Here is an 11,664-nt window from a genome sequence, read left to right on the forward strand (position 1 = left end):
AGGGTGTGGGAGAGTAGGACACCGCCGGACAATCTTCCAGTCAGGGCCACCCTTCGGGGTGGCCCTGACTGCGTTTGGGACCCGCTTCCGTGAATCGCCCCGAGCACCCTGCCGCGTCTCGTACCGTCGGTGCGGGACCGCCCGCGCCTGCCCCGTCAGGCCGGCGGAAAACGTGACGTGCTGTACGCGTCCTCCCACGATCGGGGCGGACCGGTCGGGGTACCTGCTGATGGTTCGGCCGGAACTGACCGCCAGGAGCTGGCGGAGGCAGGAGAGGTCATGAAGATCGGAATCATCGGGTCGGGGCACATCGGCGGCACCCTCACCCGTCGACTGCGCACGCTGGGCCACGACGTCACGGTGGCCAACTCGCGGGGGCCGCAGAGCCTGACCGACCTGGCCACGGAGACCGGCGCGACGGCCGGCACCCTGGAGGAGGCCGTCCAGGACGCGGAGCTGGTCGTCGTCGCCATCCCGGTCAAGGCGGTGCCGGACATGCCGGCGGCGCTCTTCGACGGCAAGCTGGTCGTCGACGCGGACAACTACTACCCCCAGCGGGACGGCGACATCCCCGAGCTGCTCGACCGCAGCCTCAGCTCCAGCCGCTGGACGGCGGACCACCTCAAGGGCGCCCGCGTCGTGAAGGTCTTCAACAACATCCAGGCCGCGCACCTCATGGACGCCGGCAAGCCGGCGGGCACCCCGGGCCGGATCGCGCTTCCGGTCGCCGGGGACGACGCCGACGCGAAGCGGGTCGTCATGCAGCTGGTGGACGACCTCGGCTTCGACCCGGTGGACGGCGGCACGCTCGACGAGAGCTGGCGGCAGCAGCCGGACACCCCGGTCTACGGCACCGACCGCGACGCCGACGGCGTACGGCAGGGGCTGGCCGAGGCGCGGCCCTGAGGGCGTACGACAGGGAAAAGCCCCGCCGGCGACTGGCCGGCGGGGCTTTTCCGTGCGTGCGCGCGACGGGCGTCAGGCGGGCGGCTTGGCGCAGATGAACCGCGGCTCGGGGTCGTAGCGCCAGCTGAACTTCTCCCGCTTCACCACCTTGCCGTCCTTCATGATGACCCGGTAGGCGTCCTGGGCGAAGCCTTCGCTGCCCGCGGCGGCGATGCAGTCCGGGCCGGGATCCAGGTAGACCGTCTTCGGCTGGGTGATGTTCCGGCGCGGGCCGTACTCGGTCTTGACGCTGTCGTAGATCTTGGTGCTCCACATCGACACGGTGATCGTGCTCGACGTGTAGGACGTGTCGATCAGGACGCCGTACGGGGTGTTGTTGCGGAACTTGAAGTCCAGCTGCGGCCAGTAGATGGTCGACTCGATGACCGCGGGGTAGCGGCTGAAGTAGAACGAGTGCGGCTTGTGCTCGACGTCCTCCAGCCCCGCGTAGTAGCTGGCGTTGAAGAGCGTGGTGGTGAACTGCGAGACGCCACCGCCCACGCCCGGCACCAGCTTGCCGTTCACGATGGTCGGCGCGTCCTTGTAACCCTGGTCGTAGCCGCGCTCGCCGGTGTGGCCGTTGAGCGAGAAGGTCTCCCCCGGCCGCACGATGGCGCCGTCCACGTCCTTGGCGGCCTGGACGATGTTCTGGCTGCGCGGCGAGGAGAGACCGCCGGGGAACCGGGTCGTGAAGGTGGAGACCCGCTCCTTGATGCCCAGCTCGGCGAGCTTCGCCTCGGTCAGCTCCGGCTCGGCCGGCTTCAGCTCGGCGGTCACCGTGCGGCCGTCCGCCTTCGGCAGGACGGCGAGCAGGTCCCGGCCGAGCGCCGCCGCGTCGACCTGCCGGCCGGCCCGGCCCGGCAGCACCTTCGGCTTGCCGCCGCTGATGGTCAGTCCGGCGTCCTTCGGCGCGACCTCGAGCTTCGCGAGCTGGTCGCCGAGCGCGGTCCGCAGCCGCTTGACGTCGACGCGGGGAGTCAGCTTGCCGGCGTCGTCGGCCGAGAAGCGCAGCCCCCGGGCGATGGCCGCGGGCGGGATGGTGACCGAGCCGACGTCGGTGGTGAGCGTGACCGGAGCCGCGACGGCCGGCCGGGCCAGCTCGGCGACGAGCCGGTCAACCTCTTCGCGCGTGCTCGCCGGCCACTTCTCGACCAGCGGCACGGCCACCGGCGCGCCGGCCAGCCAGCCGGCCTTCACCGCGTGGGCGGCGCCGCTGGCGTCGACGGTCAGCGCCGGCTTCGGGTAGACCGGCTTGGGGGTGGTGCCGGTGTAGATGATGGCCGGCATGGTCATCTCGCGGCCCTGGTCGCCCATGGCCCTGCGCAGCGCCGCCTCCAGCCGCGCGGTGTCGACGGTCACCACCGGCTCGACCGTGCGGGAGCCGACGAGGCGGCTCACCGGGTGCGCCTCCGCGGCGGCGGCCGCCGCCACGGTGGCGTCCACGTCGACGGCGAGCCCGATGTCGGCCGGCTTCAGCTCGGCGCTCTTCTGGCCCACGGTGACGGTGATCGGCGCGTTCAGCGCCGCCGCCCGGCGCTCCAGCTCGGTGTGGAGCGCCCGGGCCGCCTCGGCCCGGCTCCGCCCGCCCAGCTCGGCGCCGAGGACCGTGGTGCCCCGGGGCACGTCGCCGGCGTACGCGTAGGTGCCGAGACCGGTGCCGGCGGCCAGCACCGCGGCGACGATCCCGCCGGCGAGCAGCAGCCGCCCGCGCCGGGACCGCCCCGGCTTCCCGGGCCCGCCGGTGGTGGGGGCGGCGACCGGTTCCGCCTCGACGTCCGGCCAGTTCACCGCTGTCACCTTCACGGTGGGCCGGTCGTCGGCGGAAGGCACCTTTTCGCCGTAGAGCGTCACAGCAACCTCGATCGGAAGTACCACGCGGGGACCGCTTCCCCCACGGGAGACACCTACGGTAACCAACGCTCGAGCGAGCCGGGAGTCTCCGTCCCGGCGGTCAGCCGGGCCGCGCGCCCGCCGTCCCCCGGGTGTCGCCGTGATCACCCCCCGGCGGGTTCCCGTGCCGGTCCGGATCGTGGGACGGTGGCCGGGTGCGGACGGATGAACGGACCCTGGCGTACGGCGGTGGCTGGCTGGACCGGGCTGCGGCGCTGCGCGCCGACCCGGCGTGGATCGCCGCGCGGCTGAGCGATCCGGAGAGCGTGCTGCTGCCGCTGTGGCGGGACCGCTGCCTGGTCTCGGCCGACCGGGCGCCGGTGCGCCGCTCCGGGGCCGGGGCGGCCGGGCTGCGCGCCGCCGCCGACGAGACGGTGTTCCTCGGCCTGGATGCCGGCCGGGCGGTGTTCGCCGTGGACCTCTCCGGCCGGGGCGACGCCGAGGCGTGCGAGCTGGCCGGCGCGGCCGAGGCGGTGGACGTCCGCGCCCTCGTGGGCGGGCTGGGGGCGGCCGAGGCGGCCGTCCAGGCGTACGCCAAGGGGTTGCTGCACTGGCACCGCGGCCAGCGGTTCTGCGGCGGGTGCGGTGCGGCGACGGTGGCCGGCGACGGCGGCCACACCCGGTCCTGCACGGGCGCCGGCTGCGGGCGGCTGCTCTTCCCCCGGATCGAGCCGGCGGTCATCGTGCTGGTCGAGGCGCCCGGTGAGCCGGAGCGCTGCCTGCTGGCCCGGCACCGGGGCGCGTCCGAGGACTCCTGGTCGACCCTGGCGGGCTTCGTGGAGGTCGGGGAGAGCCTGGAGGACGCGGTCTGCCGGGAGCTGGCCGAGGAGGCCGGGGTGGCCGTGGCCGGCGTGGCGTACCAGGGGTCGCAGGCGTGGCCCTTCCCGGCCGGGCTGATGGTCGGCTTCCGCGCGACGGCCGCGTCGACCGAGGTGCGGGTGGACGGCGATGAGGTGGTGGAGGCGCGCTGGTTCAGCCGCGCGGAGCTGCGGGAGCGGGTGGCGGCGGGGCGGCCGCTGGGCCGGGTCGACTCGATCGACCACCACCTGCTGCACAGCTGGCTGGCCGCGGGCGACTGAGCACCGGGACCGGCGCGGTCAGCGCCGCGGCCGGAACGCCAGCCAGGTCATCGCGGCGGCGGTCAGCACGGCGGTGGCCAGCGCACAGCCGAGGACCCCCTCGACCGTACGGGGGGCGACCAGCAGGGCCGCCCCGGCCAGCCCGACGGTGGCCGCCCAGAGCGGTGCCGCGGGGAACCGGACGCCGCTGGCCACCCGGTCGTTGACCAGCATGAAGACGACCGCGTACAGGGCGCCGGTGGCGACGAAGAGGGGGGCCTTGCCGGCCAGGTGCAGGTAGTCGGCGCCGCCGGCCAGCCGGAACGCCAGCTCCCCGCCGAACGCCGCGGCGGCCACCAGCACCGAACCGCAGGCGAGGATGACCGCCAGGCCCAGCGCCCGGGCCCGCCGGTCGCCCCGGGCCAGCCGGGGCAGCACCAGCAGCGTCACCACCTGCGGCCCCCAGAGCGCACCCTTGGTCAGCACCGCGCCGACCGCGTACGCCCCGGAGCCGGCCGCCGGCAGCAGTTGGCGGGCCAGGATCAGGTCGGCGTACGAGATGGTCAGTGTTGCCAGCGTGGCCGCGCACGCGGTCATCACGTCCCCGGGGCGCAGGTCGCGCTGCCCGGGCCCGGCGACGGGCGTCGGCCGGCCGCCGGCGGCGAGGCGGGCCAGCAGCGGCAGCGCGAGGAGGCCGGTGACCGCGGTGAGCGCCAGCGCGGTGACGGCGTCCCCACCCAGCGCCAGCCCGACGACCAGGCCGCCGTAGCGGCCGGCGGCGAGGACCGTCATCGCCGCGGAGAGCCGGAGGAAGCGCTGATCACCCTGGAGTTCGCCGAGCCACCGGCCGGCCAGCACGGTGGCGAAGGTGGTCGCCGCGAGCAGCAGGGTGAGCGCCACCGGCAGCCGCAGCAGCACGGTCAGCGCCGGCGCCGCGACCACGGTGACCGCCGCGCTGACGGCGGCGGTGAGCAGCGCCAGCCGGCCGGTGCGGGTGGGCCCGCTCCGCGCCCGGTGCACCGCGACGGCGATCTGCAGGCCGAATCCCGGCACGGCGGCGATCGCGCCCAGCGCGAGCACGGTCGCCAGCGCCCCCAGGCCGGCCGGGTCGAGCCGGTGGGCGCCGAGCACCGGCACCAGGTAGGCGAGCGCGTTGGTCAGCATGGTGGCGACCGTGACGGCGGCGCCGGCGGCCCCGAGCCGCCCCACGCCGGCGTCCCTGCCGATGGTCTGTGTCATGCCGCCTCGAGTGGCCCGCCCTGCTCTGAAGACCGCGGCCGACAACCGACCGGAACCGCGGCCCGACCGGGGAGACGGTACCGGTCCGTCGGCCGGCCCGTAAGCCCCGCACGCGCGACCCCTGCCCCCGCCGCCGGGAAAGGTCTAGTGTGCTGCCCGTGACGTCGACGAACGTGGCCGCGGCAGCGACCTCCGGCCTGGCCGCGAAGCTGCCGGAGCGGTGGGTGGCGAACGGGATCCGGCTGGTCTACCCCCGGGTGGAGCCGGAGCTGGCCCGGCTGGCGGACTTCGTGCCGCGTGGTGGTACGGCGGTCGATGTCGGCGCCTGGTACGGCCCGTGGACCGCCCGCCTGCTGCGCCGCGCGGACCGGGTCGTCTCAGTCGAGCCCACGCCTGCACTGGCCCGCCAGCTACGGGACAGTTTCCCCACGGTCGAGGTGGTCGAGGCCGCCGTCTCCGACCACGCCGGCACGGCCTCGCTGCACGTGCCCGATGGCGGCGCGATCGTCGGCACGTCCTCCCTGGAGCAGCCGGGGCAGGGCCAGGCCGTCGAGGTACGCCGGATCACCCTGGACTCGCTCGGCCTGAGCGACGTGCGCTTCGTCAAGCTCGACATCGAGGGGCACGAGCTGCCCGCGCTGCGCGGTGCCGCCCAGACGATCGGCCGCGACCGCCCGGCGCTGCTCATCGAGGTGGAGGAGCGGATCCAGCCGGTCGAGCCGCTGCTGGAGCTGCTCGGCGGCTGGGGCTACCGGGGGTACGTGCTGCCGGGGCGCAGCTGGGTGCCGCTGGCGGACTTCGACCTTGCCCGCCACCAGCGGGAGGCGATCGTCCGGGTGGAGCAGAGCTTCGCCCGTCGGGTCCTCTGGCCCCGCCCCCGGTACGTCAATTCGGTGCTGTTCCGGCCGGAGTGAACGACGGCCGCCACCGGCGCGTCACTGCTGGGGCGTCGGGGTGCCGATCGCGACCTCGTTGGTGCAGAGCGTCACGTGCGGGTCGTCGACGCTCAGCTCGACGGTGTCTCCGCCGCCGGTGAACTCGAAGAAGATCTGGTGCAGCCCGGTCCTCACCGGGAACCGCTTCTCCTTTCCGCCGAGGCGGAAGGTGGCCGTGGTTTCGCCCGAGCTGAGGTAGCCGATCCGGACCACCCAGAACCAGTCGTCGCGCGGCCCGGTGAGTGGCAGCCGTGCCGTCGCGCCACCGGTGACCTTCCAGCCGCAGGCCTGCTCGGGGCCGGGCTGGGCGGTCGGGCCGTCGACCTTCACCGGGGTGATCCGGCCGGAGCTGTCGAGGAGCGACGGGTTCTCCGCCTCGGTGACGAAGACCGGCCGCTCCGGCAGGGCGTGGAAGAACGTCGACTGCCGGTTGTAGGGCGCGGAGAGCGTCGGTACCACGTCGCCCGGCACCGGCTGGTCGAAGAAGACCGTGCCGGGTGGGGCCGCCGCCAGTTCGGCCCGCACCGTCTCCAGGTAGGTGCGCCCACTCTTGACCGCCCACTCGTCGCCGAAACGGGCCGTCGTCCAGGCGGTGCCGAGACCCGCGGCGACCAGGGCGAGCGCCAGGCCGGCCGAGACCGCCTCCCGGTGCCGCACCAGCACCGCCGGGAGCGGCGGGTCGTCGGGGTCGCGCCAGCCGGTGAACGGCGGCTGTTCCGGTGTCGCGGTGAGCTGGTCCGGCGGGCTGGGCGGCCCGGCGGTGCGCCCGTCCACCGGGTCCGGGTGGTCCGGTGCCGGGCCGGGCGGGAGCGGCGCCGCCGTCGACCGCGACAACCCGGCGGCGTCCGCGCGCCGCGGTGGCGCGTCGAACGGTCGCGCCGCGGACGGACGGTCCCGGAGCGGGAGCTCGTCGTGGTCGTACTCGGCGTGAAGGACGCCGTGACCGCCGTAGGTGGTGGCCGGCACGGCGACCCGGGGCTCGGTCCCGGCGGGCACCGGCACCACGTCGCCGGGCTCGTCGTCGGCCGTCACCTGCGCCGAGGCGTCGTCGGTCGGCACCTCACCCGACGCGTCGTCGGGCGTCATGGGACCCGGCTCGGGGTCGGCTCGCTCGTCGACGGCGGCCTGGTGGAGGTCGCCGTCCCCGTTCGCCGGAACCGGGTCGGTCGAGGCTGAGTGGTCCGGCGCGGGCCGGAGGCCCAGCAGGGCGACGCCGATGCAGAGGGCGGCCACCACCACGACGTCGCTGACGTACCGGGGGACGGCACCGGCGACGTCGCTGTAGATCGAGCCGAGCCGGGTCGCGGCCAGCAGTGCGGTCACCAGGGTCAGGTACGCGGCGAGCAGCAGCCAGGCCCGGCCGGCGACCCGGCGCAGCCGTACGGTCAGCACCACCAGCACCAGGAAGGCCGCCCAGGCGATCCACCGGCCCAGCTCCGGCGGGGCGGTCACGGGGGCTCCGTCACCGGCCGGCAGCCAGCGCCACGGCCCACCGAGCAGGCCCGGCACCACGGTGGAGCCGAGCAACTGCCAGAGGAACGAGAACACCTCCCCGAGCGAGTCCGGCCGGCGCATCGACGACTCCGCCCGGGAGCCGTAGAGCGCCAGGAAGGCGAGCGAGAGGGCGGTCAGGACCAGCCAGGACGGCCAGTACCGCCGAACGGTGGACAGCACCGCCCGGACGGGCGGTCCGCCGACGAAGAGGAACGCGGTCAGCAGGAAGACCAGCGGCACCACGAGCAGTGCCTTCTCGAAGAAGACCAGCCCGAACACCACCGCCAGGGCGAGGGTCGCCAGGTGCCGCTTCCGGCCGGTGCGCACGTACCGGACCTGGGCGCCGATCGCGAGCACCATGGCGATCTGCATGGGCAGCATGTTCACGCCGACCGCCCACCAGGAGGTCGCCTCCAGGGTGAGCGGGCTGAACAGGAACAGCGCCAGCGGCACCAGCACTGCCCAGCCGGGGCGTACCAGGGTGCGGAGCAGCCGGGCGAAGCTCACCGCCAGCACCGCCTGGGCGGCGGTGAGGAGCAGGACGTACGGCCAGTAGGCGAGGCCGGCCGCCCGGGTCACGAGCCAGGTGACCAGCAGCGCCGCCGGCATGAAGTGGTTGTTGTAGAGGGTGAGCAGGAAGCCCGGGGTCAGGTCGGACTCCGCGGCGCGGGCGATCAGCACGTAGTCGTCGACCGCGAGGTAGCCGCGGGACGCGAGCTGTGCCCGCCAGACCAGGCTGACCAGGATCATGGCCACCGCCGCCGCGCGGACCGGATGAATCCGCGTCCAGCCGCCGAGGAGGCCGGGGCCGTCGGGGGTGGTGGGCGTGCCGGTCGATGCCATGGCGGGAAGACTGCCACACCGGCCACCGGGCGTCCCATCAGGTCAACGGATGGTTCGGGGGACGTCGGGGCCCGGCGGGCGCCGCGTACAGTGGCCGCCGGACCAGGGCGGCGCGGTCCGCGCCGGGCGGGCAGGGTGGGGTCGACGGATGCGCGAACGGCTGGTGCCGCACGGCGTGGCCGCCGCCGTGACGGCGGTGGTGCTCGCGCCGCTGGCGCTACCCGGGTACGTGCTCCGCTACGACATGGTCTTCGTTCCCCGCCAGGCGTTGAGCTGGGACGTGATCGCCCCGGCCTCGGCGCTGCCCCGGGCCGTCCCGCAGGACGCCGTGGTCGCGCTCCTCACCCAGTTGGTGCCGGGCTGGCTGCTGCAACGGCTGGTGCTGGTGGCGATCCTCTGGCTGGCCGCGCTCGGCGCGGCCCGGCTGGTGCCGACCGACCGCACCGCCGTGCGGGTGGTGGCCGCGCTCGGCTACGCCTGGACGCCGTACCTCGCCGAGCGCCTGCTGATCGGGCAGTGGGGCCTGCTGCTGGCGTACGCCATGCTGCCCTGGCTGGTGGCGGCGGCGCTCGACGTGCGGGCGGGCCGGCCCGGGGCGCTGCCCCGGCTGCTCCTCGCGGCCGCCGTCGCCGCGATCACCCCGACCGGCGGCGTGCTCGCGCTGGCGGCGGTGGCGGTGCTGCTGCCCGGCCGGTACCCGGGCGCAGGTCGTCGGGCGGGCACGGCGCTGGCGGCGACGGTCCTGCTCAACGCGCCCTGGCTGGTGGCCGGGGTGGGCAGCGCCACCGGCGGCCGGTCCGATCCGGCCGGGGTGGCCGCCTTCGCCGCCCGCGCCGAGAACTGGGCCGGGCCGCTGGTCGCTCTCGCCGGCACCGGCGGGATCTGGAACGGCCTGACCGTCCCGGTGTCCCGGCAGTCCGGGGTGGTGCCGCTGGCCACCGCGCTGCTGCTGCTCCTCGCCGGGTACGGCGTGCCGCTGCTGCGCCGGCGGTGGCCGGCCGGCGCGGCCGGCCGGCTCGGCCTGCTGGCGGTCGGCTTGTGGCTGGTCGCGGCGCTCGGCGTGCTCCCCGGTGGGGCCGCCCTGCTCGGCCGGCTGGTCGACACGGTCCCCGGCGCCGGACTGATCCGCGACGGGCAGAAACTGCTGGTGCCGTACGCGCTGGCCCTCGCCGTGGCCGTGGCGCTCGGTGCGGAACGGCTGGCCGACCGGCTCGCCACCCGGTTCGACGCGACCATCGGGCGGGTGTTGCTGGTGGGCGCCGCGCTGCTGCCGGTGGCCGTCCTGCCCGACCTGGCGTTCGGGGCCATCGGGCGGCTGCGGCCCGTCGACTACCCCGCCGACTGGGCGGCGGTGGCCCGGCAGGTGGCCGACCGTCCGGGCGAGGTGCTCTCCCTGCCGTTCCAGGAGTACCAGCGGTACGCCTGGAACCGTGGGCAGGTGGTGATCGACCCGGCGCCCCGGTACCTGTCGGCGCCGGTGCTGATCGACGACACCCTGCGCGTCGGCGACCTCGCCATCGGCGGGGAGGATCCCCGGGCCGCCCGGGTCCGGGCCCTGCTCACCACCGGCCGGCCGCTGGCCGGGACGGGTGTGCGCTGGGTGCTGGTGCAGCGGGCGTTCGGGCCACCGGTGCCGGCGTCGTCGCTGGTCGGACTGCGTCTGGCGCATGCCGGACCGGAGCTGGCCCTCTACGAGAACCCGGGCTGGACGGCTCCGGCGACGACGAACGGTCCCGGCCCGGTCGGACTGGCCCACCTGCTGGCCGGAACGGTGGTGTTGACCATCGGGTTTTCGGCCGCTGCGCGGGGGCTGCGACGCGTGGTAGCGTCCCGGGACGCGAGTCCCGCGGAAGGAGAAGGTGGATGAGGAACCTGCCCGCGTTCGTCGCCGTCGGAGTACTCGGGGTGCTGCTCGGCGTGCTCGGCAGCGTCGGTCTGGCGAATGCGCTCAGCCCGTCCGCCAACGAGGTCGCCAAGACCAGCACGGTGAGTGAGCAGAGCTCCGAGGCCACCCTGTACGGCACCCGCTGACCAAGCGCCGACCGGGGCGTCCGCCGATGCGGGCGCCCCGGTCGCGTGTCCGCCTACCGCGCAGCGGTGAGTCCGGCGACCAGCTGCGCGAACCGGGCACCGGTCGCCGCCCAGGTGAACCGGGCCGCGTGCGCGAGCGCCGCCTCGCCCATCACCTTGCGCCGTACGTCGTCGGCGAGCAGTTCCCGGACCCGCTCGGTGAACTCCCGCTCGTCGTCCACCAGCAGCCCGGTCTCCGTGTCGACCATCGCCTCGGCGACGCCGCCCGCGTAGCGGAACGCGATCGTCGGGGTGCTCCGGGCGGCGGCCTCGACGATGGTCAGCCCCCAGCCCTCCTTGAGCGACGGCGTCAGGGCCAGCCAGCTGGAGGAGAGCAGTTCGTGCTTCTCCTCCTCGCTGATGAAGCCGGTGAACCGCACCCGGTCGGCGATGCCGAGTGAGTCGCTGAGCTCCCGCAGCGGCTGCTCCCACCAGCCCTGCCCGGCCACCACCAGCTCCAGGTCCGGCAGCTCCTCCCGCAGCTCGGCCACCGTGCGCAGGGCGATCTCCACCCGCTTGTGCGGCACCAGCCGCCCCAGCACCAGCAGCGACGGGTGGGTCGTCCGGGGCAGCAGGGCGCCGGTCACCGGCGGGGTGCCGTTGGGCACCACGTCGATCCGCTCGCGGTCCACGCCCAGCTCGGCCAGCTCGGCCCGGCTCGCCTCGGAGACCGTGACATAGCGGCAACGCCGGTACAGCCACACCGCCAGCCGGGACTCGATCCACCACCCGAGCCGGCTCATGACCGGCCCGAAGACCACCGGCCACTGTTCCCGGTGCACGTGGTGCACCAGGGCGAGCACCGGGCGCCCGGCGTAGAGCGGGGCGAAGAAGGGCACCCCGTTGCACACGTCGACGACCAGGTCCGGCCGGCCGAGGCGACGCCGAGCCAGCGGGCCCAGGCCGAACCGGCCGGCGAGACAGGTGAGCGCGGCGCGGGCGTAGACGGTGTGCCGGGAGCCGCGGCGCAGCACCCGGGTGCCGTCGGCGTTGGTCTCCTCCGCCGCGCCTCGCTCGTGGGCGGCGCAGAGCAGGGTCACCCGGTGACCGGCGGCGACCAGTTCGGCGGCGATCCGCTCGATGTAGACCTCGGAGCCGCCGCCCTCGGGGTTGTTCGTGTCGCGCCAGTTGAGGAACAGCACGTGGCGCGCGGTGGTGCTGCCGGACCTGTCCACGCTGCTCCTACCGAT

General features: G+C 75.2%; 9 protein-coding genes. 5 read left to right on the forward strand and 4 right to left on the reverse strand.

Features of this window, described 5'->3' with window-relative positions:
- The first annotated feature begins 279 nt into the window (after positions 1-279).
- Positions 280-906 carry an NADPH-dependent F420 reductase gene (locus NLX85_RS09705; protein ID WP_254333750.1) on the forward strand — a complete coding sequence of 209 codons (627 nt, stop codon included), beginning with the start codon at positions 280-282 and terminating at the stop codon, positions 904-906.
- A gap of 72 nt (positions 907-978) precedes the next feature.
- On the opposite strand, the gene NLX85_RS09710 is transcribed toward NLX85_RS09705, so the two are convergent.
- Positions 979-2,796 carry a VanW family protein gene (locus tag NLX85_RS09710; protein WP_254333752.1) on the reverse strand — a complete coding sequence of 606 codons (1,818 nt, stop codon included), beginning with the start codon at positions 2,794-2,796 and terminating at the stop codon, positions 979-981.
- 194 nt (positions 2,797-2,990) lie between these two features.
- Between NLX85_RS09710 and nudC the strand changes: the two genes are divergently transcribed.
- Entirely contained in the window at positions 2,991-3,914 is a 924-nt protein-coding gene (gene nudC / locus NLX85_RS09715; RefSeq protein WP_254333754.1) for an NAD(+) diphosphatase, read from the forward strand.
- 18 nt (positions 3,915-3,932) lie between these two features.
- Here the strand turns inward: nudC and NLX85_RS09720 are convergent, their stop codons facing one another.
- Positions 3,933-5,132 (reverse strand): polysaccharide biosynthesis protein, encoded by a 1,200-nt coding sequence (locus NLX85_RS09720; protein ID WP_254333756.1) that lies wholly within the window; start codon positions 5,130-5,132, stop codon positions 3,933-3,935.
- Between the two features lie 158 nt (positions 5,133-5,290).
- Between NLX85_RS09720 and NLX85_RS09725 the strand changes: the two genes are divergently transcribed.
- A complete protein-coding gene (locus NLX85_RS09725; RefSeq protein WP_254333763.1) occupies positions 5,291-6,046 on the forward strand; it encodes an FkbM family methyltransferase in 756 nt (251 codons plus the stop codon).
- A 21-nt stretch (positions 6,047-6,067) separates the two neighbouring features.
- On the opposite strand, the gene NLX85_RS09730 is transcribed toward NLX85_RS09725, so the two are convergent.
- Positions 6,068-8,404 (reverse strand): hypothetical protein, encoded by a 2,337-nt coding sequence (locus NLX85_RS09730; RefSeq protein WP_254333765.1) that lies wholly within the window; start codon positions 8,402-8,404, stop codon positions 6,068-6,070.
- A 148-nt stretch (positions 8,405-8,552) separates the two neighbouring features.
- Here NLX85_RS09730 and NLX85_RS09735 point away from each other — a divergent pair, with 148 nt between their 5' ends.
- Complete coding sequence (locus tag NLX85_RS09735) at positions 8,553-10,271, forward strand: hypothetical protein (protein WP_254333767.1); 1,719 nt, start codon at positions 8,553-8,555, stop codon at positions 10,269-10,271.
- Complete coding sequence (locus NLX85_RS09740) at positions 10,268-10,435, forward strand: hypothetical protein (RefSeq protein WP_212839125.1); 168 nt, start codon at positions 10,268-10,270, stop codon at positions 10,433-10,435. Before NLX85_RS09735 ends, NLX85_RS09740 begins: the two co-directional genes overlap by 4 nt.
- A gap of 53 nt (positions 10,436-10,488) precedes the next feature.
- Here the strand turns inward: NLX85_RS09740 and NLX85_RS09745 are convergent, their stop codons facing one another.
- Positions 10,489-11,649 carry a glycosyltransferase family 4 protein gene (locus tag NLX85_RS09745; protein ID WP_254333769.1) on the reverse strand — a complete coding sequence of 387 codons (1,161 nt, stop codon included), beginning with the start codon at positions 11,647-11,649 and terminating at the stop codon, positions 10,489-10,491.
- Positions 11,650-11,664 lie beyond the last annotated feature (15 nt).

Source organism: Micromonospora sp. A3M-1-15, assembly GCF_024213425.1.
Taxonomy (GTDB): Bacteria; Actinomycetota; Actinomycetes; order Mycobacteriales; family Micromonosporaceae; genus Micromonospora; species Micromonospora chersina.